At 65.0% G+C, this 21,625-nt stretch carries 23 protein-coding genes and 1 riboswitch; of the genes, 16 read left to right on the top strand and 7 right to left on the bottom strand.

Annotated elements, in window-relative coordinates:
* Window positions 1-4 precede the first annotated feature (4 nt).
* Window positions 5-1,822 carry a phosphomethylpyrimidine synthase ThiC gene (gene thiC, locus DAD99_RS16665; RefSeq protein ID WP_193342417.1) on the bottom strand — a complete coding sequence of 606 codons (1,818 nt, stop codon included), beginning with the start codon at window positions 1,820-1,822 and terminating at the stop codon, window positions 5-7.
* Window positions 1,817-1,924, bottom strand: a riboswitch (TPP riboswitch). It overlaps the preceding gene by 6 nt.
* Window positions 1,925-2,079: 155 nt before the next feature.
* On the opposite strand from thiC, the gene DAD99_RS16670 reads away from it, so the two are divergent.
* From DAD99_RS16670 to DAD99_RS16745, 16 genes are all read left to right on the top strand, one after another.
* Complete coding sequence (locus tag DAD99_RS16670) at window positions 2,080-2,955, top strand: VOC family protein (protein WP_193342418.1); 876 nt, start codon at window positions 2,080-2,082, stop codon at window positions 2,953-2,955.
* Between the two features lie 113 nt (window positions 2,956-3,068).
* Window positions 3,069-3,506 (top strand): hypothetical protein, encoded by a 438-nt coding sequence (locus tag DAD99_RS16675; protein WP_193342419.1) that lies wholly within the window; start codon window positions 3,069-3,071, stop codon window positions 3,504-3,506.
* Between the two features lie 211 nt (window positions 3,507-3,717).
* On the top strand, window positions 3,718-4,134 hold the full coding sequence (gene rpsP / locus DAD99_RS16680; protein WP_111909386.1) for a 30S ribosomal protein S16: 417 nt from the start codon (window positions 3,718-3,720) through the stop codon (window positions 4,132-4,134).
* Window position 4,135: 1 nt separating this feature from the next.
* The gene (locus tag DAD99_RS16685) at window positions 4,136-4,378 is read left to right on the top strand and encodes an RNA-binding protein (protein WP_160671756.1); all 243 of its coding nucleotides are present in this window, start codon (window positions 4,136-4,138) and stop codon (window positions 4,376-4,378) included.
* Between the two features lie 111 nt (window positions 4,379-4,489).
* Window positions 4,490-5,035, top strand: a complete 546-nt coding sequence (gene rimM / locus DAD99_RS16690) for a ribosome maturation factor RimM (RefSeq protein ID WP_193342420.1) — start codon at window positions 4,490-4,492, stop codon at window positions 5,033-5,035.
* A complete protein-coding gene (trmD, locus tag DAD99_RS16695) occupies window positions 5,036-5,911 on the top strand; it encodes a tRNA (guanosine(37)-N1)-methyltransferase TrmD (RefSeq protein WP_193342421.1) in 876 nt (291 codons plus the stop codon).
* A gap of 243 nt (window positions 5,912-6,154) precedes the next feature.
* Window positions 6,155-6,514, top strand: coding sequence for a 50S ribosomal protein L19 (gene rplS / locus DAD99_RS16700; RefSeq protein WP_056349088.1), 360 nt, complete (start codon window positions 6,155-6,157; stop codon window positions 6,512-6,514).
* 84 nt (window positions 6,515-6,598) lie between these two features.
* A complete protein-coding gene (gene lepB / locus DAD99_RS16705) occupies window positions 6,599-7,276 on the top strand; it encodes a signal peptidase I (RefSeq protein ID WP_193342422.1) in 678 nt (225 codons plus the stop codon).
* The gene (gene lepB / locus DAD99_RS16710) at window positions 7,277-8,173 is read left to right on the top strand and encodes a signal peptidase I (RefSeq protein WP_193342423.1); all 897 of its coding nucleotides are present in this window, start codon (window positions 7,277-7,279) and stop codon (window positions 8,171-8,173) included. It begins immediately after the preceding gene.
* Between the two features lie 14 nt (window positions 8,174-8,187).
* Complete coding sequence (locus tag DAD99_RS16715; RefSeq protein WP_193342436.1) at window positions 8,188-8,907, top strand: ribonuclease HII; 720 nt, start codon at window positions 8,188-8,190, stop codon at window positions 8,905-8,907.
* Window positions 8,908-9,000: 93 nt separating this feature from the next.
* Window positions 9,001-9,327, top strand: coding sequence for a DUF2469 domain-containing protein (locus DAD99_RS16720; RefSeq protein WP_111909356.1), 327 nt, complete (start codon window positions 9,001-9,003; stop codon window positions 9,325-9,327).
* Window positions 9,328-9,450: 123 nt separating this feature from the next.
* On the top strand, window positions 9,451-9,807 hold the full coding sequence (locus tag DAD99_RS16725; RefSeq protein ID WP_193342424.1) for a YraN family protein: 357 nt from the start codon (window positions 9,451-9,453) through the stop codon (window positions 9,805-9,807).
* A complete protein-coding gene (locus DAD99_RS16730) occupies window positions 9,808-11,352 on the top strand; it encodes a YifB family Mg chelatase-like AAA ATPase (protein ID WP_193342425.1) in 1,545 nt (514 codons plus the stop codon).
* Between the two features lie 14 nt (window positions 11,353-11,366).
* Window positions 11,367-12,551 carry a DNA-processing protein DprA gene (dprA, locus tag DAD99_RS16735; RefSeq protein WP_193342426.1) on the top strand — a complete coding sequence of 395 codons (1,185 nt, stop codon included), beginning with the start codon at window positions 11,367-11,369 and terminating at the stop codon, window positions 12,549-12,551.
* 51 nt (window positions 12,552-12,602) lie between these two features.
* Entirely contained in the window at window positions 12,603-13,529 is a 927-nt protein-coding gene (locus tag DAD99_RS16740) for a tyrosine recombinase XerC (RefSeq protein WP_193342427.1), read from the top strand.
* A 276-nt stretch (window positions 13,530-13,805) separates the two neighbouring features.
* The gene (locus DAD99_RS16745) at window positions 13,806-14,309 is read left to right on the top strand and encodes a DUF3145 domain-containing protein (protein ID WP_193342428.1); all 504 of its coding nucleotides are present in this window, start codon (window positions 13,806-13,808) and stop codon (window positions 14,307-14,309) included.
* Window positions 14,310-14,462: 153 nt separating this feature from the next.
* Here the strand turns inward: DAD99_RS16745 and DAD99_RS16750 are convergent, their stop codons facing one another.
* The 6 genes from DAD99_RS16750 to aceE all read right to left on the bottom strand — a co-directional run.
* Window positions 14,463-15,698 carry a beta-ketoacyl synthase gene (locus DAD99_RS16750; protein WP_193342429.1) on the bottom strand — a complete coding sequence of 412 codons (1,236 nt, stop codon included), beginning with the start codon at window positions 15,696-15,698 and terminating at the stop codon, window positions 14,463-14,465.
* Window positions 15,699-15,850: 152 nt separating this feature from the next.
* Window positions 15,851-16,096: an acyl carrier protein gene (locus tag DAD99_RS16755; protein ID WP_009359314.1), complete on the bottom strand. Its 246-nt coding sequence runs from the start codon at window positions 16,094-16,096 to the stop codon at window positions 15,851-15,853.
* Window positions 16,097-16,177: 81 nt separating this feature from the next.
* Complete coding sequence (locus DAD99_RS16760) at window positions 16,178-17,239, bottom strand: beta-ketoacyl-ACP synthase III (protein ID WP_185260817.1); 1,062 nt, start codon at window positions 17,237-17,239, stop codon at window positions 16,178-16,180.
* Window positions 17,236-18,165, bottom strand: a complete 930-nt coding sequence (locus DAD99_RS16765; RefSeq protein WP_193342430.1) for an ACP S-malonyltransferase — start codon at window positions 18,163-18,165, stop codon at window positions 17,236-17,238. Before DAD99_RS16765 ends, DAD99_RS16760 begins: the two co-directional genes overlap by 4 nt.
* Window positions 18,166-18,253: 88 nt before the next feature.
* Complete coding sequence (locus tag DAD99_RS16770; protein WP_227008146.1) at window positions 18,254-19,498, bottom strand: CdaR family transcriptional regulator; 1,245 nt, start codon at window positions 19,496-19,498, stop codon at window positions 18,254-18,256.
* Window positions 19,499-19,672: 174 nt separating this feature from the next.
* A partial coding sequence (aceE, locus tag DAD99_RS16775; RefSeq protein ID WP_193342431.1) for a pyruvate dehydrogenase (acetyl-transferring), homodimeric type occupies window positions 19,673-21,625 on the bottom strand: 1,953 nt, incomplete at its 5' end.

A 21,625-nucleotide genomic window follows, 5' to 3' on the forward strand; every position in this document is an offset into this window, starting at 1 on the left:
GCCGTCAGCTCCCGGCCGGAATCCGAAGCTCCGGGAGGTAGACCTTCCCGCCGGCGGCCAGGAACTCCGCACTCTTTTCGCGCATCCCGCTGTAGGCCTCGGCTATGGCCGCCTGCGAATCTGCGGAGCCGTATTCGTCCCTGATGTCCTGGCTGATCTTCATGGAGCAGAACTTCGGGCCGCACATGGAGCAGAAGTGCGCCGTTTTCGCCGGTTCGGCCGGCAACGTCTCGTCATGGAAGGCCTCGGCTGTAACCGGGTCAAGGGACAGCGCGAACTGGTCGCGCCAGCGGAACTCGAACCGGGCCTTTGACAGGGCGTCGTCCCGTTCATGGGCGCCGGGGTGGCCCTTGGCAAGGTCGGCTGCGTGGGCGGCGATCTTGTAGGTGATCACCCCGGTCTTCACGTCGTCCTTGTTCGGCAGGCCAAGGTGCTCCTTGGGCGTGACGTAACAAAGCATGGCTGTCCCGTACCGGGCGATTTCGGTGGCGCCGATGGCGGACGTGATGTGGTCATAGCCCGGGGCAATGTCCGTGACCAGGGGCCCCAGTGTGTAGAACGGGGCGCCCTTGCAGAGTTCCTGCTGGCGTTCCACGTTCTCCCGCACCAGGTGGAACGGGACGTGCCCAGGACCCTCCACCATGACCTGCACATCGAATTCCCACGCCCGCTGCGTAAGCTCCGCGAGCGTGTCCAGCTCCGCGAACTGGGCGGCGTCGTTGGCGTCCGCAGTGGCTCCCGGGCGCAGTCCGTCGCCCAGGGAGAACGCGACGTCGTACTTGGCGAAGATCTCGCACAGCTCGTCGAAGTGCGTGTAAAGAAAGTTTTCCTGGTGGTGGGCCAGGCACCAGCCCGCCATGATCGCACCGCCCCGGGAGACGATGCCGGTGACGCGGTTGGCCGTCAGCGGCACGTAACGCAGCAGCACACCGGCGTGGATGGTCATGTAGTCCACGCCCTGCTCGCACTGCTCAATGACGGTGTCCCGGAAGATTTCCCACGTCAGTGCGTTGGCCTCGCCATTGACCTTCTCCAGGGCCTGGTAGATCGGCACCGTGCCAATGGGTACGGGGGAGTTGCGGATGAGCCATTCCCGCGTGGTGTGGATGTCATCTCCGGTGGAGAGGTCCATCACCGTGTCGGCGCCCCACTGGGTGGCCCATTGGAGTTTGTCCACTTCCTCGGCGATGGAGCTGGTCACCGCGGAGTTGCCGATATTGGCGTTGATCTTGACCAGGAAGGCCTTGCCGATAATCATCGGTTCGGATTCCGGGTGGTTGATGTTGTTGGGGATGATGGCGCGGCCGGCAGCGACTTCGCTGCGGACCAGTTCCACGTCACAGTTCTCGCGGAGGGCAACGAACTGCATCTCGGTGGTCACCACACCCTGCCGTGCGTAGTGCATCTGCGTGACGGTCCTGCCGTCGACGGCGCGGCGGGGCACCGGCTGTGCCCCCTTCCACTCCGCAGAGGCTGCGCCGCGCCGCACGGCCGACTTACCGTCGTCGAGCAGGTTCCGTTTCCGTCCGCTGTACGGCTCGGTGTCGCCGCGGGCGGCGATCCACTCCGAGCGGAACGGGTTGAGGCCCACCACCGGATCGCTGCCCGGCCCGGCCGTGCGGTAGGTCCGGAAAGGCCCGTTCGCCGCGCCGTTCGGCGATGGTTCCAGCGCGATCTCGGTCACGGGAACCCGGATCCCGGTGGCGTCATCAGTGATGAACGCCAGCGAGTGGGACTTCAGTGACTGAGTGTCAGGCTGGAACGTTTGATCCTGGTCGGCTTCAATGTGGGCAGGGATCAGCTGTGTTTCTTGTGTATTCAATGAATACTCACTTCCTTCGCCGGCATTACCCGGACAGGTTCAACGGTCGCAGGCTGCGTCAGCCCGATCTCAGCCCCTGCAAGGGCTCCCGTGTGGTCAAGTCGAAGCTACCACAGGCCGAGGGCGGCCCGGTGACAGCACTCACGGGACCGGAGTTGCAGTCTGTGCGTTCAGCCACTTGAATTAAATTGAAGCTTCAAGTAAATTGAAGGTATAGCCGCCTTCGACCCCGAAGGCCAACGGACCGGGAGCGTTCAATGACTGCAGAAGCCACCAGCCGGGATCTCCTTCCTGCCGACCTCTCCATGGGCACCGTGATGCTCAAGGTGGGCGACGTGAAGCTGATGACCGACTACTACCAGCGCGCACTCGGCCTGGAGGTTGTGGCGGAAGAGGACGGTGGCGTCTACCTTGGCCGCCTTCAACGCCCGCTCGTCCATCTCGCGGCCGCCCCTTCCCTGAACCTGCCTGGCAGGGGAGAGGCCGGGCTGTTCCACACCGCACTGCTCTTTGACAACCAGGCGTCACTGGCTGCCACGGTGGCCTCTGCAGCGCAATACGAACCCCGATCCTTCACGGGCAGCGCCGACCACCTCGTCAGCGAGGCCTTCTACTTCAACGACCCCGAAGGCAACGGCATCGAACTGTACTGGGACAGGCCCCGAGAAAACTGGTCCTGGAACGGGAAGGATGTGGTGATGGACAGCCTGGCACTGCCACCGCAGCGCTACCTTGAGCAGCACCTGACCCAGGAATCCGTGGCCGGCCAGCAGGCCGCTGAAGCCGGGGTGGGCCACATCCACCTCCAGGTGGGTGACGTCCAGTCGGCGCACCGTTTCTACGTGGGCACGCTGGGCTTCGAAAAGACCGCAGGCTGGCACGGGCAGGCGCTGTTTGTCTCGGCCGGCCGGTATCACCACCACATGGCCATGAACGTCTGGAACAGCCGCGGCGCCGGTCCCCGCAAGGACACCCTGGGCCTGGATGAAGTGCTCATCGAGGTCACTTCCGGGGACGACGTCGGTGCGCTCGCCGATCGCCTGAAGGTCGCCGGTGTGGCCTCGCACCACACGGGCGCCGAGCTTCGCTTCGAGGATCCGTGGCGCAACAGGATCCGTGTCGCCGTCCGCTGAGTGCGGATGCCAAAGGTGCGGGGCGCGTTGTACTAGGCTGATTCTGAACGGCCGGGGCGGCACCTGATGCAGCCCTTCCGGGCCGCACCGTCGACGGAATGAGGGCTGTTCCCATGGGCTTCACTGAAATTTTTGTTTCCACTCACGATGCCGCGCTGAAGCGGGCGGTCGTCCTGGATGCGGGCGGCTCCCCGGCGGGCCAGGGCCTGCGGATTCCCGGAATCAGCGATTTCGAAATCGAACAGCTTGGCGATCTTGCCGGTGCTGCGGTGCACGCCGGTGGCGCGGACTACGAACTGGCCATGGTGGACGTGGCCAGCGATTCGCTCCTCGGGGTTCCGCCGGCCATGGTGCGTGCGCTGGCGGACCTGCTCAGTTATGAGACTGAGGGGGACGGTAATGTCCTGGATGACGTCGCTGAAAAGTGGGCCGCCCAGGATGACATGCCCTTCGGCGTGGACGAGGCCCGGACGTATGTCCAGAAGGTCGCCGAGCTGGCGAACTCGATCGATGACGCCGCGCGCACCGGTGTCTACGTCTGGTCGTCCTAGGCTGGCTGTGGCGTGCCGGTCCGCCCCGCTGCTCCATTCGTCCGTGTCAAGTCGAAATCCGGACGCCGATCTGGCACAATAAACAGGTACTCGATCTGCGTGGCCCCTCTCTCCGCGTCTGGATCCTGTCCTTTGAACCCTCAAGTATGGCCCGCCCCACGGGTGCAGAACGTCGGTTTACCCCTTTTCTGAAACAGGAGTGACCACAAAAGTGGCCGTAAAGATTCGCCTTAAGCGCTTTGGCAAGATGCGCGCACCGTACTACCGCATCGTCGTTATGGACGCACGCTCCAAGCGTGACGGCCGTGCCATCGAAGAGATCGGCAAGTACCACCCCACCGAAGAGCCCTCATACATCGAGGTTGACACGGACCGTGCCCAGTACTGGCTCGGCGTCGGCGCACAGCCGTCCGAGCAGGTTGCCGCGATCCTCAAGATCACCGGTGACTGGCAGAAGTTCAAGGGCCTCCCGGGCCAGGAAGGCACCCTGAAGACCAAAGCTCCGAAGGTTGCCTTTGTTGCCCCGGAGAAGGGTTCCGTGATTATCCCGGAAGCCATCACCAAGAAGTCAAAGCAGTCTGACGCAGCCGAGGCCCCGGCCGAAGCAGAGACCACCGAGGCTGAGTAGATTGCTGGCAGAAGCGCTCGAACACCTCGTCCGGGGAATCGTTGATTCGCCTGACGATGTCAAGGTCAGCTCGAAGAACAACCGCCGCGGGGACACCCTTGAGGTTCGTGTTCATCAGGATGACCTGGGACGGGTGATCGGCCGCCAGGGCCGCACCGCACGGGCATTGCGCACCGTTGTGGCAGCACTGGCAGACGGCGAACCGGTCAGGGTCGACGTCGTTGACACCGACCGCCGCCGCTAAGCGCTCAGCAACATCAGTTTTTACTCCGGCCCTTCCACCAGCAACGGTGGAGGGGCCGGAGTGCTTTCACCACATCGCCTAATTCGGGCACGATCACAGACAGAGGAACAGATGCAGCTTCAGGTGGCACGAATCGGCAAACCGCATGGAATTCGCGGCGAAGTGACGGTCCAGGTGCTGACCGATGCTCCCGGGGACCGGTTCGTTCCCGGTACGGAGTTTGTGGTGGAGCCTGCATCCGCCGGCGCCCTCATTGTCGAGAGTGCGCGGTGGAACAAGGACATCCTTCTGCTCGCGTTCGAGGGAATCGAAACCCGCAACCAAGCCGAGACCCTGCGTGGCGCCAAGCTCTTCATCGAAACCGAAGAGCTGGACGAGGACGACGACGAAGGCTGGTACGAGCACGAACTCGTGGGGCTCGAAGCCCGCGTGGGTTCGCGGGTAGTCGGCAAGGTCGCCGCCCTGCACACGTTGCCTGTCCAGGACCTGCTCGTGGTTAAAACACCGGACGGCAAGGAAATCCTGGTCCCGTTCGTGGAGCAGATCGTTCCGGAGGTCAATGTGGCCGGCGGTTTTGTCCTGCTGACGCCGCCGGACGGGCTTTTTGAGGTCAACGATGGCGAAGCCGCTACCGGCGACCCGGAGGAAAACGCGTAGATGAGAATCGACGTCGTCAGTATCTTCCCGGAGTACCTGGCGCCCCTGGAACTCTCGCTCATCGGTAAGGCCCGCCAGGACGGCCTGCTGGACCTGCGCGTCCATGATCTGCGTGATTTCACCACCGACAAGCATCGATCAGTGGACGACACCCCGTACGGCGGCGGTGCCGGCATGGTGATGAAGCCCGAGCCCTGGGCGCAGGCGTTGGCTGCTGTCGCCGGAGCCGGTCAAGCCGAAGCAGGCGCCGAGACCGCGGGGCGCATGGCCGCCAGGCCGGTGCTGATTGTCCCTTCGCCGGCCGGGGAGCGCTTCAGCCAGGCCCTGGCCTATGAGCTCGCCGAAGAGGACCAGCTGGTTTTCGCCTGCGGTCGTTATGAGGGCATCGACGAGCGTGTCACCGAGTGGGCGGAAGAGCACTTCACGGTTCGACCCATGAGCCTTGGCGACTATGTCCTGAACGGCGGCGAAGTGGCCGTGCTGGCGATGGTCGAAGCCATCGGCAGACTGCTGCCCGGAGTGGTGGGCAACCCTGATTCGTTGGTGGAGGAGTCACATTCGGACGGGCTGCTGGAATATCCCGTATACACCAAGCCCTCCAGCTGGCGGGGCAGGGAGGTCCCCGCCGTGCTGCTGAGCGGCAACCACGGGAAGATCGCGCAGTGGCGCCGCCACGAGCAGTACCGGCGGACGGCGAAACGCCGCCCGGACCTGCTGGAAACGTTCGACGCCGGGAAGCTGCCACGTGCGGACCGGACGGCTTTTGGCGACCTCGGGTACGACGTCGTCGACGGTCACCTCCGGGCGCGGCGGCAGGCCGGGACCAACCACGACGCCGGAACCGACCCCGACGCCGGAACCGACCCCTCAGCCTGAAACGGCGGGGCAGCGGTCTGCGGCGATTGGCTGTAGGCCTGTGAGTGTGGCAAAATTAGTCTTTGTGTCTGCTGGGTCCGCACCTGCCACAGGGGGAGCGCCACCAACAGCTGGACACCCCGGGACCTTCAATCAGTGAAGGAACCGGACCCACTTAACTTTCGGCGGTAATTCCCGGTGCTTCCGGGCTTGCCCGCCGTGAACCAAAGTGAATGACCAGTGGCGTTCACCAGGAGTGCAATCATGCATATTCTCGATTCCGTAGATGCAGCCTCGCTGCGCACCGATGTTCCCGTCTTCCGCGCGGGTGACACCCTCAAGGTTCACGTGAACATCATCGAAGGCAAGAACTCCCGTGTCCAGGTATTCCAGGGCTTCGTCCTGGGCCGCCACGGCGACGGTCTGCGCGAAACCTTCACCATCCGCAAGGTCTCCTTCGGCGTCGGTGTGGAGCGTACCTTCCCGGTACACTCCCCGATCATCGACAAGATCGAGGTCGTCTCCAAGGGTGACGTGCGTCGCGCAAAGCTGTACTACATGCGCGACCTGCGCGGCAAGGCTGCAAAGATCAAGGAAAAGCGCGACTTCCAGCCCAAGAAGTAAGTCCTCAGGGACCTACAAAGCAGGCCCCAGCCGGACCAGGCCAGCGCCGGAGCCCTTCGCAACAGCGCCCCAGGAATACGGATCATGGACCACACAAAACGCCAGCCCAGAAGAATGGGCTGGCGTTTTGTGTTCCTGGCGGTTCTCCTGGCAGTGGCTGTCAGTGGCCTGGTTCGTTCCCTGTTGCTGGATGTCTACTACATTCCGTCCGAATCCATGGAGCCGGTCCTTGCTGACGGGGACCGTATCCTGGTCTCGAGGACAGATTTCCACACCGAACCCATCCGGCGAGGCGACATTGTGGTTTTCGATGGCAGGGGATCGTTCGCTCCCCTGAACAGTGGGAAGGGCCCCCTCCTGGATTCCGTGGCCGCGGCTGGTCAGTGGCTGGGCCTGGCCGGCAGTGACACCACATACGTGAAGCGAGTTATTGGCCTGCCGGGGGAGACCGTGGTCTGCTGCGATGCAGACGGAAAGATCACCGTCAACGGTCAGGCACTCGATGAGCCGTACCTGTTCGACGGAGACAGCCCAAGCAAGCAGAACTTCAGCGCGGTGGTGCCCGACGGGAGACTGTGGCTGCTCGGTGACCATCGCTCGGCATCTGCTGATTCACGCAGCCTGCTCGGTGCGCCCGGCGGTGGCATGGTGCCGATGGGCCGTGTCATCGGCAGGCCGGTCCAGATCGTCTGGCCACTTGATAGATTTGCTGCAGTACTACGGCCGCCAGCGGCAGGATCAACAACAGAGGACGCACAGTAAATGCCCGAGAACAATGCCCGGACACCCGAGCCGCCTCGCGACGGCGCCCCCGGTGCCGACGCCGACGGCATGTCCGCCAATACGATTTCCGGCGGCACGACCTCCGACGATGTGATTGCCGAAGACGTTACTGCCAACCGCGGCGACTCAGACGACGTGGCGGACGGCAGCCCGTCGGCGCCATTGTCCGGCAGGCGATCCGCGGCTCCGACTCCAGAGCCCGCCGCGCCCAGCCAGCTCTTTGTCTGGCTGAAGGAGGTTGCCACGGTGGTGGTGATCGCCGTGGTGCTGTCCTTCCTGATCAAGACCTTCCTGTTCCGCGCGTTCTATATTCCGTCAGAATCCATGGTCAGCACCCTGGACGTCAACGACCGCATCTTCGTAAACCTGCTTGTTCCGGAGCCGTTTTCCCTCTCTCGCGGCGACGTTGTGGTGTTCCGTGACACCAAGGGCTGGCTGAGCACCGTGCCGGATGAAACGAAGGGACCATTCACCTGGGTCCAGGACGGCCTGACTTTTGTGGGACTGCTCCCGGACAACTCCGAGCAGCACCTCGTCAAACGAGTCATCGGGCTGCCCGGTGACGAGGTGATCTGCTGCGACGACGGCGGTAAACTGACCATCAACGGTTCCCCTCTTGATGAAGCCTATGTCAATGGGGCTGAAGTGCCGCAGATCCGTGCCTTCGACGTCGTTGTTCCGGAAGGAAAGGTCTGGGTCATGGGCGATAACCGGAACCACTCCGCGGATTCCCGCTCGCATATGGAGTCCGATGGCGGATTCGTCGACCTCGTGGACGTGGAAGGCAAAGCCGCCGTCATCGCGTGGCCGCTGAACCGGATCACGGTCCTTGACAACTATCCGGCCGTCTTCCGGAACGTGCCTGCGGGAGGCTAGCAGTGTCCGCAGTGATGCCGGCCACTCCGGCTCCGGCCCGCCTGACGTCCAGGGTCCGCTCCAAAGCACCGACACTGCGGCACGAGCGGACCTTCAAAGCGCAAGGTGCCCGCTACCTGGCGGGCGTGGACGAAGTGGGCCGCGGAGCGCTGGCAGGACCTGTGAGCGTCGGGATCGCCGTCGTGGACCTTCACACCCAGAAGCCCCTGGCCGGTGTGCGGGACAGCAAGCTGCTCAGCCCCGCCGAACGGGAGAGGCTGGAACCCCTGGTCCGACGCTGGAGTGTTGCGTCCGCCGTCGGGCACGCTTCCGCGCGCGAGATCGATGCGTTGGGCATCATTGCTGCGCTGCGGCTGGCCGGTACGCGCGCCTGGCAGGACATCCTTGCGGCTGGCATCAGCCCGGATGTGGTGCTCCTCGATGGCAGTCACAACTGGCTCTCGCCCGCCGGGCAGCCTTCCCTGTTTGACGAGCCACCGGTGGACTTCGCATGCACTGCCCCCGTCCACACCAAGATCAAGGCGGACATGCAGTGCCTGAGCGTGGCCGCCGCCAGCGTGATTGCGAAGGTGGAACGCGACGAGCAAATGCGCGGCCTGCACAGTGAATACCCCGAGTTTGGCTGGGACGTCAACAAGGGCTACGCCACCGCAATTCACCGGGACGCGCTCCGCGCCGCTGGAGCCACGCCATACCACCGGGTGAGCTGGAACCTCCTGGGCGGCGAACTCTGATTCCTTGCCGTACTGGTGCCTGCCGCACTGATGTAGGGCCCATGCGGCGCGGACGCTGCGAGTGCGGCGCCCCGGATGGTGCAAGATGGAAGCATGAGTGCTGAGGATCTTGAAAACTATGAAACCGACATGGAGCTGCAGCTCTACCGTGAATACCGCGATGTTGTCGGGCTCTTCAGCTACGTTGTCGAGACCGAACGCCGCTTTTACCTCGCAAACCACGTTGACCTGCAGGCCCGAAGCGCCGACGGCGAGGTCTACTTCGACCTGACGTTGCAGGATGCCTGGGTGTGGGATGTGTATCGTTCGGCACGGTTCGTCAAGACTGTCCGCGTCCTGACGTTCAAGGATGTCAACGTCGAAGAACTGCCCCGTAACGAGGAACTCGCCCTGCCGAAGGATGTTGACCTCGGCAACTGACGCCGGCGCACTGTTCCTCCACAGCGTCGCTGTATTCGGGCGATTTTCCGGAGTTACTCACATGCACCAGTAGCTTCCTGTCCTCCGCTGTCCTGCCACTGCAGGCTGGTTGCGGAGGTAGAAATGAAATCCAAAGACCTGTTGGGCCGGCGCGGCGAGGAGCTCGCCGCCGGCTATCTTGAATCGCTCGGCATGCTGGTGGTGGAACGCAACTGGCGCTGCACCGAAGGTGAGATAGACATTGTGGCCCTCGACGGGGACTCCTTGGTGATTGCTGAGGTGAAGACCCGCCGTTCCCTGGACTATGGGCACCCGTTCGAAGCCGTGGGGCCGGACAAACTCGCCCGGCTGCATCGGCTTGGTTCGGCGTGGTGCCGGGACCGGGAGCTGCGGATGCCGCTACGGCGCGTGGACGTCATTGCCGTGGTGGACGACGGCACCGGCGAACCCCTGGTGGAACACCTCAAGGGGGTGGGGTAGATGGCGCTGGGCCGGGCCTACTCCGTGGCGCTGGTGGGTTTGAACGGGTACATCGTCGAGGTGGAAGCCGACATCGGCCAGACTTTGCCGGCATTTGTGATTCTGGGCCTGCCGGATGCCGCGCTCAACGAGGCCAAGGAGCGGATACGTTCCGCGGCCAAAAATTCCGGAATTCCGTTAAGCCGGCGGAAGATCACGGCCAACCTCATCCCGGCGTCGCTGCCCAAACGTGGTTCCGGCTTCGACGTTGCCGTGACCATGGCGGTCCTGAGGGCCGCAAATGACATCAAGCCCACTGGACAGACCGTCTTCATTGCCGAACTCGGGTTGGATGGCCGGCTGCGGCCGGTGCGCGGGATACTGCCGGCAGTGATGGCATCGGTCCAGGCCGGCTATCCGGACGTGGTGGTGGCACACGCCAACCTCGGCGAGGCGTCACTGGTTCCCGGAGCCAACGTCCGCGGATACCGGACGCTGGCACGGCTTGCGCTCGATTTCGGTGCCGACCCGCAGGAGCTCGCACTGGACTTCGAACCGGAGGACGAGGCCGCACACTGTTATTCCGAACCGGGGGCTCAGACCGTACCTGACATGGCAGACGTCTCCGGCCAGGGTGAAGCCAGACGTGCACTCGAGGTGGCCGCGGCCGGGGCACACCATCTGCTCCTGACCGGACCTCCGGGAGCGGGCAAGACCATGCTGGCCGAAAGACTTCCCGGTCTCCTGCCGGACCTTGCTGACAACGAGGCCATGGAAGTCACCGCCATCCACTCGCTCTGCGGTCTTCCCTCATCCGCCGTTCAGCTTGTGCGGCGGCCGCCGTTCGAAAATCCGCATCATTCGGCCACAGCGGCCGCCATTATCGGCGGAGGATCGGGGTTGCCCCGGCCGGGTGCGGCATCCCGCGCCCACCGCGGAGTCCTGTTCCTGGACGAAGCCCCGGAATACGAACGGCGAGTCCTGGACGCCCTTCGCCAGCCCTTGGAGAGCGGGGAGCTGGTCATACACCGCTCGGCCGGTACAGCGGCCTATCCTGCACGGTTCCAGCTGGTGCTTGCCGCCAACCCCTGTCCATGCGGCAAGGCTTCGGGGAAGGGCCTGGACTGCACGTGCACGCCGATGATGCGGCGCCGCTACGTGGCCAGGATGTCCGGTCCGCTGCTGGACCGGGTTGATATCCAGCTGCAGGTGGAGCGCGTGTCGCTGGCCGACTTCGGCCAGGCGGGCGACGAAGAAGATACAGCCGCCGTGGCCCGGCGGGTCGGTGACGCACGCCGACGGCAGGCCGAACGGCTGCAGCCGCTCGGGATGGATACGAACTCGCAGGTGCCCGGCCGGATTCTCCGTGGGGCCCTGCGGTTGCCGGCCGGCGCCACCCGGATCCTGGACCACTCACTGGAGCGGGGCGTGCTGACCGCCAGGGGCTATGACAGGGTCCTGCGGCTGGCCTGGACACTGGCGGACCTGTCGCACCGCGACATGCCCGACACCAACGACATCGGCCAGGCCCTTGGCCTCCGGCAGGCTGCCTCGGCAGCTGTGTGAAGGAAGAGAACCACATGGACAACGAACGGATCGCCCGGGCCGCCTTGTCGCGGCTTATGGAACCGCAGGACGCTGCCGGGCTGGCTCTCGTGCAGGCCACCGGTGCACTCGACGCCTTGAAAATCGCCACCGGACAGGCGGCCGCCGGCCCGGCACTGGAACGGGAGATCAGCGGATTGCTGGCGGACAACGGTGCCGGAACCAGCTGGGCCGGGATGGCTGCCTGTCTCAGACGCTGGGCGCCCCGCATTCCGGATCTGGCGCCCGAGCGTGACCTGGCCACCATGGCACGCCTTGGCGGCCGGCTGCTTGTCCCGACGGACGACCTCTGGCCTGCCCAGCTCGGCGACCTTGGGATGCAGGAACCTCTCTGTCTGTGGTGGCGGGGCCTGGAACAGGAGCTTCCCGGTCCCGTCCGGAGCGTGGCGCTGGTGGGGTCCCGCGACAGCACCAGCTACGGCGCGTCGGTGACCGGGGACCTGGCCTACTCCCTGGCTCAGCGGGGCTTCACCGTGGTGTCCGGGGGCGCGTACGGCATCGACGCCCACGCGCACCGTGCAGCACTGGCCGGGGGATCAGCGGCGGTGCCTACCATCGCGGTGATGGCTGGTGGTGTGGACCGGTTCTACCCGTCCGGAAACGAGGATCTTCTGCGGGCGGTCTGCAACCAGGGAGCGGTTCTCGCCGAGGTGCCGCCGGGCTCGGCGCCCACCCGCTACCGCTTTCTCCAGCGGAACAGGCTGATCGCAGCCCTGGCCGCCGTGACGGTTGTGGTGGAAGCCCGCTGGCGGTCCGGTGCGCTGAATACGGCGCACCACGCGGAGAGCCTTGGACGGGCGGTGGGGGCTGTGCCGGGGTCGGTGCACAGCGCCAACTCCGCCGGCTGCCACCGGCTGCTCCGGGATGGCGGCGCTGTCTGCGTGACAGACGCCGCGGAGATCGCCGAGTTGGCCTCCCCGAGCGGCCTGGGGCTTGCGGAGCCCGGGTCCGCGCATGCGGCCGACCATGACGGACTGACCTTAGAGGACTTGATCCTTCTTGACGCCCTGCCGCTGCGGTCCACCACGTCCGTGGACAAGCTTTGCGCAGTGGCCGGCCTCAGCGCGGACTCCGTGCGGGCCGGGTTAGGCAGGCTAGGCCTGCTGGGGCTCGCAGCTTCAGAAAGGGGCGGCTGGAAACGGGCCAAGGAATCCGTGTAGTTGGCTGTGTCCGGCACGGCATTGCCCACAGACTTCTGGGACAGTGGAACGGTGGAGAATCAGGAACTGTCCCTGGAATTTGAGCAGGCACTTGCAGACTTCGGCAGATACCTGACCGCCGAGCGGGCCCGTTCGGGGCATACCCTTCGGGCATACCTGTCCGACCTTCGAAGCCTCCTGGAATACGCCGCCTCCGAGGGTGTCACGGATCTGCCAGGCCTGGAGCTGGGCACCCTCCGACGCTGGCTCGGGGCGCAGAGCCAGGCCGGAATATCCCGGGCCACCCTTGCGCGGAGATCGGCCACAGCGCGTTCCTTCACCACGTGGGCCATGCGGGAAGAGCATATCGCGTCCGATCCTGCCCTCCGTCTCAGGGCTCCCAAATCGGAAAAGTCACTGCCCGGGGTGCTGCAGCCCCAACAACTCCTCAGGCTGCTGAACAGTCTGGCAGAGGCCGCGGCTGACGGGTCACCGGTGCCGGTGCGCAACCGGGCCATGGTGGAGCTTCTATACGCCACGGGCCTGCGGGTGGGGGAGCTGGCGGCCTTGGATGTGGACGACCTCAACCCGGACCGCCGGACCCTGCGGGTGGTCGGCAAGGGCAACAAGGAAAGGACGGTGCCCTATGGCGTCCCGGCAGCCGTTGCCGTCGACGACTGGCTGCGCAGGGCCAGGCCGCTCCTGGCCACGGGGCACAGCGGGCCGGCGCTATTCCTGGGCACCAGAGGAAACCGTGTTGACCAGCGTCAGGTCAGGACCGTGGTGAATGCCCTCTTCGAAGCTTTGGGCGACACCTCAGCAACCGGTCCGCACGCGCTGCGGCATACTGCGGCAACGCACCTGCTCGATGGCGGGGCGGATCTTCGTGCGGTCCAGGAAATCCTGGGCCACAGCAGCCTCGCCACCACGCAGATCTACACCCATGTGTCCGTTGAGCGGCTCCGGAGCAGCTACCAGCAGGCACATCCCCGGGCCTGAGTGCCGGCGGATTCCCGCCCGGGACCGGCAAATCCAGCCCCACGTCACCTGTGGCGAATCGCACTGGCGTAATTACGCGGCGTACGGCACAATAAGAGTCACGTCCGGCAACTTTCAAGTTTCGCTTGAAGCTCTTTCGCTTCGCGCGTCACCCGCAAGTCCGGACACAGCTTAATAATCAGGCAGGGAACGCCGCCGCTGGAACGTACAGCACCGGGCAGTTTCATCCAGGCAGAGGTCGTTGGGGAAGACGTACCTACAGCTATGGAGGATGGAATGTCTGTTGCAATGACCCGCGGTGTGCTGTTTGTTCACTCAGCCCCTACAGCACTGTGCCCGCACGTTGAGTGGGCCATTGGATCCGTCGTGGATAAGCGGACGGATCTTGAGTGGACCCCTCAGCCTGCCGCGCCCGGAATGTTCCGCGCGGAGCTCTCCTGGACGGGAACTCCGGGTACCGGATCGCTGCTGGCTTCCTCCCTTCGCGGCTGGGCCCATCTGCGCTACGAGGTCACTGAAGAGCCGAGCCAGGGGGTAGACGGCGGCCGGTGGTCGCATACCCCCGAGTTGGGGATATTCCACGCCACCACGGATGTCCACGGCAACATCATGGTCTCAGAGGACCGCATCCGCTATGCCTACGAAACGGGCGCCGGAGATCCCTCTGCCGTGTATCACGAGCTTTCCCTGGCCTTAGGCGAGGCGTGGGACGAGGAACTCGAGCCGTTCCGGCACGCCGCCGAGGGCGCACCGGTCCGCTGGCTGCACCAGGTGGGTTGACCGCCGTCGGACATCCCGGCGCCGCGCTCCGGTCCGATGTCCCGGCATAGCGCGTGCCGGATCGGAATGCGGTGCTCCATAGCATAAGCAGAGGCCCCGCCCCATGGCGGGGCCTCTGCTTTGTCTGCGGTACTTGCTGTTCCCGCGCTGCTGCTAGATGCTGCGGACGGCGATCACGGCGTTGTGGCCGCCGAAGCCGAAGGAGTTGCTCAGCGCCACGATGTCACCCGCCGGCAGATCCCGGGCAGACGTGACGACGTCGAGCGGGATCTCAGGGTCCTGGTTCTCAAGGTTGATGGTGACCGGGGCCTTGCGGTGGTACACGGCCAGCACAGTGAGTACTGCCTCCACGGCACCTGAGGCGCCCAGGAGGTGACCCATCTGTGACTTGGTGGCGGACACCGCGACGTTGTCCAGGTGGTTCCCCAGCGACGCGCGGAGGGCCGTGTACTCCGGCTTGTCACCTACGGGAGTAGAGGTAGCGTGCGCGTTGACGTGGACAACGTCCTCGGCCTGGATCCGGCCGTCGAACATGGCCGCCTTCAGCGCGCGGGTGGCGCCCAGGCCCTGGGGGTCCGGGGCGGTGATGTGGTAGGCGTCGGCGGTAACAGAGGTGCCGGCCAGTTCACCATAGATGCGGGCGCCGCGGGCAAGGGCGTGTTCTTCAGCTTCGAGCACCAGCGCGCCGGCGCCTTCGCCCATCACGAAACCGTCGCGGCCCAGATCGTAAGGGCGTGAGGCGCCCTGGGGGTCGTCGTTGCGGCGGGAGAGCGCCTGCATGGACGAGAATGCGGCCAGGGGCATGGGGTGGATGGCTGCCTCGGCGCCGCCGCACATTACGACGTCGGCCTTGCCGGAGCGGATCAGCTCCAGGCCCAAGTGAAGGGCCTCCGTGCCCGACGCGCAGGCCGAAACCGGGGTGTGGGCACCGGCACGGGCGCCAAGGTCGAGGCTGACGGCTGCTGCAACGCCGTTGGGCATCAGCATGGGCACCGTCATGGGCAGGACGCGGCGCGGGCCTTTTTCCTTCAGCGTGTCCCACGCGTCCAGCAGGGTCCAGACGCCGCCGATGCCGGTGGCGAAAGCGACCGCAAGGCGGTCGGGGTCAATCTCGGTGATGCCGGAATCTGCCCAGGCTTCACGCGAAGCGATGACACCGAACTGGGTGGAGGGGTCCATCCGCTTGGCCTCCACGCGGCTCAGGACCTCCAGGGCGGGAGTGGAACAGCGCGCAGCGAAATGAACCGGCAGTTCGTATTTGGCGACCCATTCGTCTTCCAGCGTGCGGGCACCGGAGACCCCCTTCAGTGCGTTGTTCCACATGGTGGGTACGTCGCCGCCGATGGGCGTGGTTGCACCCAGACCGGTAATGACTACTTTGCGTGTCATTGGATCACTCTCTGTCGGTGGGCAGGCCGTATCCGGTTGTCCGGCGGGGTCCCGCGTGTGGGGCAGTTGGCTGCCGAAAAATGTGGTGGGCTGCCGGTCCGGCCTGAGCACGGACCGGCAGCCCAGTCAGCCATAAGGGGCTGAATCCTTGGCTAGGCCTGTGCGCCGGCGATGAAGCTGACAGCGTCGCCGACGGTCTTGAGGTTCTTGACCTCTTCGTCCGGGATACGCACGCCGAACTTCTCTTCGGCGTTGACCACGATGGTCATCATGGAGATGGAGTCGATGTCCAGGTCCTCGGTGAAGGACTTGTCCAGTTCCACAGCCTCGGGGGCAAGGCCGGTTTCTTCGTTGACGATTTCAGCCAAGCCGGCCAGGATCTCTTCGTTGCTAGCCATTGATGGCTCCTTTTCTTGTTATTGCCGGCAGTGGGTGCCGGAAACGGTGCAGTCCGCGGATGCGGCCTGTGTGGGACGTTCCTAAGGAAGGACGATTACCTGGGCACCGAAGACCAGCCCGGCGCCGAAGCCGATCTGGAGCGCGAGGCCGCCGCTGAGCTCAGGGTTTTCCTTGAGCAGGCGGTGGGTGGCCAGGGGAATGGAGGCCGCCGAGGTGTTTCCGGCATCTGCGATGTCCCGGGCCACAGTGACGGATTCGGGAAGTTTCAGTTTCTTGACCATCTCGTCGATGATCCGCATGTTTGCCTGGTGCGGGATAAAGGCAACGAGGTCTTCAGCCTTGACGCCAGCGGCCTCCAAGGCCTGCTGGGCCATCTTTGCCATTTCCCAGACCGCCCAGCGGAAGACCGTCTGCCCGTCCTGGCGGAGTGTGGGATAGAGTTCCTGCGCCTCTTCGAGGAGGGCAAAGTCACCCGGCTCGTCGGACTGGCGGGCCGCCATGCTGAGGTCGCGGACATCGAGGATGGAACGCGTCATGCCGATCGCGTCCCACTTGCTGCCGTCCGAACCCCACACCGAGGGTCCGATTCCGGGGGTGTCCGAGGGCCCGATGACAACAGCACCCGCGCCGTCGCCCAGCAGGAAGGAGATGGTGCGTTCCCGGTTGTCGATGACGTCGGAAAGCTTCTCCGCGCCAACCACCAGCACGTAGGTGGCGGTGCCGGAACGGACCAGGGCATCAGCCTGGGCGATGCCGTAGCAGTATCCGGCGCAGGCGGCCGAGATATCGAAGGCCGGCGCCGGCGTCGCACCGATGCGGTCAGCCAGGGCGGCGGCAGCCGACGGCGTGGCGTACGGGTGGGTGACGGTGGAAACGATGACAGCACCAAGCTGGGACGCTTCGATGCCTGCCTGCTGCAGGGCCTCCCGGGCGGCGCCCTCTGCCATGTCGACGACGCTGACGTCGGCAGCGGCCCGGTGTCGGGTCACGATGCCGGTCCGCTGGCGAATCCATTCGTCTGAGGAATCAATCCACTGGCAGACGTCATCGTTGGTGACGATGACGTCAGGCCGGAATGCCCCGAGGCCGATGATGCGGCTGTATTCGTTGACGGGAACCTGTTTCAGCGTGGGAACGCTCATGCATTTCCCTCCAGTTCTGCGAAGAGTGCCAGCGCGGCCGTGAGGTCGTCCGGGGTTTTGACTGCAACGGTCTTGACGCCGGGCATGCCGCGCTTTGCGAGCCCAGCCAGCGTACCGGCCGGGGCCAGCTCAATGACACCGGTCACGCCGCGCTGCACAAGGGTTTCCATGCAGAGGTCCCAGCGGACCGGCCGGGAGACCTGCGCGATGAGGCTCTCGACGGCGGCGCCGCCGTCGGTCACTTCCCGGCCGTCAAAGTTGGACAGCAGGGGCACCTGAGGCTTCTGCGGCTTGAGGCCCGGCTTGAGCGCCTCAAGGGCGCTCACGGCGGGGGACATGTGTGAGGTGTGGAACGCTCCGGCCACCTTCAGTGGGATGACGCGTGCCTTGGCCGGCGGGTTGTCCGCCAGGGCCTTGAGCTGTTCGAAGGTTCCGGCTGCCACGGTCTGGCCCGCGCCATTGACATTGGCCGGTGTCGCGCCGGTAGCCTCGATTGCGGCCAGGACCTCGGCAGGGTCCCCGCCCACCACGGCACTCATGCCGGTGGGGGTGACGGCAGCGGCGGCGGCCATGCTGTTGGCGCGTTCACGGACAAACGTCATGGCTTCCTGCTCTGTGAGCACGCCGGCGAGTGCCGAGGCGGTGATTTCACCAACGGAGTGACCGGCAAGGATCACCGGAAGCGTGCCGAGCTCGACGTCGAACAGCGACTTTGCGGCGACCAGCCCGGCGGCAACAATCAGGGGTTGCGCAACGGCGGTGTCCTTGATGGTGTCCTCGTCAGAGGTGGTCCCGTGGGCAGTCAGGTCGATGCCTGCGATCTCACTGAGGGAGGCCAAATGGCCTGCTACCGAAGGCAGTTCCAGCCAGGGGGTCAGAAAACCCGGGGTCTGTGAGCCCTGTCCAGGGCAGACTATTGCAAGCACGTATCCAGCTTTCCAAATTACGGGGTCATCCAGGGGTGTTTGTCTGCACCAAGCTCAAGGGGTCAGATTGTAGGAAGTCTACAACGACTCATGACTGATTCCGCGCCGGATGACGCTCTGTCGGGGCTTTTGGCGGTGCCGAAAGCCGGCCGACAACCAACGCCGCCTGCAGGACAAACGCCTCCCGGGGAAGAAGCGGATCCCAGCCCGTGACGTCGCAGACGCGCTTGAGCCGGTACCTGACGGTGTTGGCGTGGACAAACAATTCACGGGCAGTTGCCTCGAGGGAATGACCCAACTCGAGGTAGGTGCCCAGGGTTTCGACCAGCCCGTTGGAGGCCGCGACCAGCGGACGGTAGATGTTCTTCACCAGGGAACGGCGCGCAGCTTCATCACCGGAGATGACGCGTTCGGGCAACAGGTCATCGGCGGCCACGGGCCGGGGAGCGGCGGGCCACGCCCTCGCGGCGGTCAGGCCGGCAAAGGCAGACTGCGCTGATCCGCTGGCCTCCAGCAGCGAACCGGCTTCCGGGCCGTAGACCACCGGGCCGGGGGCGAACATTTCGCTGAGTTTCAGGTACGCGGTCTCCCGGTCCTGGACGCCGCCAAGGATCAGAATCAGCCGGTCGCCCTGGATACCCACCAGCGCATCCTCGGCGAAGCGGCCCGCCAGTCGACGTAGCTCGCTGACATAGCTGGCACTGGGTTCAGACGGCGAATTGCCCACCATTACGGTGAACCTCTCCTGTGCCTTCCAACCCAGGGCGGCGATCCGGGAACGCAGCGCGTCCGTGTTTTCGCCACGGAGGATGGCGTCCACGATCAGCGCTTCCAGCCGCGTATCCCAGGAACCGCGGGATTCTGCTGCCCTCGCGTACACGTCCGCCGCCGCGAAGGCCACTTCCCGCGAGTACCGCAGTACCGCCTCGCGGAGGGAGGGCTGGTCAGCTTCGGGGGCGATCACCGGCACCTGGTCTTCCACCACTTCAACCACGATCCGGATGAGCTGGAGCGCCTTCTGGAGGCTGATGGAACGCGTCAGCTCCGTGGGGGCCGTCCCAAAAACGTCGGAGAGGATCCACGATGGCGAGCTGGGCCGCTCATACCAGGTGACAAACGCTGCGATGCCGTTCTGCGCCACCATTCCCAGCGCCGAGCGCTCGTCGGAGCTGAGCCGGGAATACCACGGCAGCGATTTCTCCAGCTGGCGAAGGGTGGTGGTGGAGAGCTGGCCCACACTTGCCCGGAGCTTTTTCAGGGTTTCGGATTTCTCCGGTGTCATGCTGCGCGAGGACGGCTTGCGCTTCACGGGCGGGGTGGTTGGGTCTGGCATCCTTCGAGCATACGGTGCCTGCCCGGCAAGCTCCATTTGTGCGAAGGCTACAACCTTGTTGGACCTGCATCACAGGCGGTCTCCCGTACAGGAACCCAGGGAACGACGACGGCGACCCTCGCCTTTCGGTGAGGGCCGCCGTCGTCGTTCATTTCCGCTGTCAGCAGGAGTTGATCAGGACTCGCCGCCCGCGTTGCCGGTGGACCCGGCGTTGACGTTGTGCAGCTTGTACTTCTCGATTGCCTGGGCCGGGGCCTGGGCGTCAACTTCGCCACGGCGGGCCAGCAGTTCCAGGGAACGGACCACGATGGAGTGGATGTCGTTCTTGAAGAAGCGACGGGCAGCTGCACGGGTGTCGGAGAAGCCGAAGCCATCCGCACCCAGCGTGGCGAACTCGTTCGGTACAAACTGGCGGATCTGGTCCGGAACGGCCTTCATATAGTCCGAGACCGCAACTACGGGCCCTGTGGCACCGGCAAGCTGCTGGGTCACGAACGGGACGCGGGCGGGCTTGCCCGGGTTCAGGAACGCCTCTTCCTCGGCGGCCATGCCGTCGCGGCGCAGTTCGTTCCAGGACGTCACGGACCAGACGTCGGCGGAAACCCCCCAGTCCTCGGCGAGCAGCCGCTGGGCTTCAATGGCCCAGGGAACCGAGACGCCGGAGGCCAGGATCTGGGTCCGGGGACCGTCGATCTTCGCCGGAGCCGCGAGGTAGATGCCCTTAAGGACACCTTCCACGTCGAGCTCCTCCGGTTCCGCGGGCTGCGTGATGGGCTCGTTGTAGACCGTGATGTAGTACATGAGGTTCCGGTCAGCGGAATCGGGCCCGTACATGCGCTCAATGCCGTCCCGGATGATGTGGCCCATCTCGTACCCGTAGGCCGGGTCGTAGGTGAGGACCGCCGGGTTGGTGGAGGCCAGCAACGGGGAGTGGCCGTCGGCGTGCTGGAGGCCTTCACCGGTCAGGGTGGTCCGGCCGGCAGTGGCGCCGATGATGAAGCCGCGGGCCATCTGGTCCCCGGCGGCCCAGAACGCGTCACCGGTGCGCTGGAAGCCGAACATGGAGTAGAACACGTAGACCGGGATCAGCGGGACGCCGTGGGTGGCGTAGGCGGTGCCGGCGGCCGTGAAGGCTGCGACCGCGCCGGCTTCGTTGATGCCGGGGTGGATCAGTTGGCCCTGGGCGGATTCCTTGTAGGCCAGGACCAGGTCCCGGTCCACGGACAGGTAGTTCTGGCCCTTGGGGTTGTAGATCTTGGCCGTGGGGAAGAACGCGTCCATGCCGAATGTGCGGGCCTCATCGGGGATGATCGGCGCGATGTGCTTGCCGAAGTTCTTGTCCCGCATGAGGTCTTTGAGGAGCCGGACAAACGCCATGGTGGTGGCGGCCTGCTGCTTGCCGGAACCGCGCTTGGCAACCTCGTAGGTTTTGGCTTCGGGGAGGGCGATCTCCTGGTGCTTGGAGCGGCGCTCAGGAACAGAACCGCCAAGCTTGGCGCGGCGTTCCATCATGTACTGGATCTCGGGCGCATCGGTGCCCGGGTGGAAGTACGGGGGCTGGTACGGGTCCTTCTCCAACTGCTCGTCGGTAACCGGAATCCGCAGGTGATCGCGGAACTTCTTCAGGTCATCGAGGGTGAGCTTTTTCATCTGGTGGGTCGCGTTGCGGCCCTCGAAGTGGGGTCCGAGTCCGTAGCCCTTGACCGTTTTGGCCAGGATGACGGTGGGCTTGCCCTTGAATTCGGTGGCTGCCTTATATGCGGCGTAGACCTTGTGGTAGTCGTGGCCGCCGCGCTTGAGGTTCCAGATTTCGTCATCGGAGAGGTCCGCGACCATGTCCTTGGTCTGCGGGGTCTTGCCGAAGAAGTGCTCGCGGACGAATCCGCCGGATTCTGCCTTGTAGGTCTGGTAGTCCCCGTCCGGGGTTTCGTTCATGATCTTTACCAGGGAGCCGTCGGAGTCCTGGGTGAGCAGGTCATCCCACTCCCGGCCCCAGACGACCTTGATGACGTTCCAGCCCGCGCCGCGGAAGAACGCTTCGAGTTCCTGCATGATCTTGCCGTTGCCGCGGACGGGTCCGTCGAGGCGCTGGAGGTTGCAGTTGATCACAAAGTTCAGGTTGTCGAG

The organism is Pseudarthrobacter sp. AB1 (assembly GCF_014926485.1).
GTDB lineage: Bacteria > Actinomycetota > Actinomycetes > Actinomycetales > Micrococcaceae > Arthrobacter.

Bases quoted from the DNA above. Each gene is read 5' to 3' on its own strand.
- rplS (WP_056349088.1), top strand. From the start codon at position 6,155: ATGCATATTCTCGATTCCGTAGATGCAGCCTCGCTGCGCACCGATGTT.
- lepB (WP_193342422.1), top strand. From the start codon at position 6,599: ATGGACCACACAAAACGCCAGCCCAGAAGAATGGGCTGGCGTTTTGTG.
- DAD99_RS16755 (WP_009359314.1), bottom strand. From the start codon at position 16,096: ATGGCTAGCAACGAAGAGATCCTGGCCGGCTTGGCTGAAATCGTCAAC.
- lepB (WP_193342423.1), top strand. From the start codon at position 7,277: ATGCCCGAGAACAATGCCCGGACACCCGAGCCGCCTCGCGACGGCGCC.
- DAD99_RS16725 (WP_193342424.1), top strand. From the start codon at position 9,451: ATGAAATCCAAAGACCTGTTGGGCCGGCGCGGCGAGGAGCTCGCCGCC.
- DAD99_RS16745 (WP_193342428.1), top strand. From the start codon at position 13,806: ATGTCTGTTGCAATGACCCGCGGTGTGCTGTTTGTTCACTCAGCCCCT.
- DAD99_RS16730 (WP_193342425.1), top strand. From the start codon at position 9,808: ATGGCGCTGGGCCGGGCCTACTCCGTGGCGCTGGTGGGTTTGAACGGG.
- dprA (WP_193342426.1), top strand. From the start codon at position 11,367: ATGGACAACGAACGGATCGCCCGGGCCGCCTTGTCGCGGCTTATGGAA.
- DAD99_RS16750 (WP_193342429.1), bottom strand. From the start codon at position 15,698: ATGACACGCAAAGTAGTCATTACCGGTCTGGGTGCAACCACGCCCATC.
- DAD99_RS16670 (WP_193342418.1), top strand. From the start codon at position 2,080: ATGACTGCAGAAGCCACCAGCCGGGATCTCCTTCCTGCCGACCTCTCC.
- rimM (WP_193342420.1), top strand. From the start codon at position 4,490: ATGCAGCTTCAGGTGGCACGAATCGGCAAACCGCATGGAATTCGCGGC.
- DAD99_RS16770 (WP_227008146.1), bottom strand. From the start codon at position 19,498: ATGCCAGACCCAACCACCCCGCCCGTGAAGCGCAAGCCGTCCTCGCGC.
- DAD99_RS16760 (WP_185260817.1), bottom strand. From the start codon at position 17,239: ATGAGCGTTCCCACGCTGAAACAGGTTCCCGTCAACGAATACAGCCGC.
- DAD99_RS16675 (WP_193342419.1), top strand. From the start codon at position 3,069: ATGGGCTTCACTGAAATTTTTGTTTCCACTCACGATGCCGCGCTGAAG.
- DAD99_RS16715 (WP_193342436.1), top strand. From the start codon at position 8,188: ATGCCGGCCACTCCGGCTCCGGCCCGCCTGACGTCCAGGGTCCGCTCC.
- DAD99_RS16720 (WP_111909356.1), top strand. From the start codon at position 9,001: ATGAGTGCTGAGGATCTTGAAAACTATGAAACCGACATGGAGCTGCAG.
- trmD (WP_193342421.1), top strand. From the start codon at position 5,036: ATGAGAATCGACGTCGTCAGTATCTTCCCGGAGTACCTGGCGCCCCTG.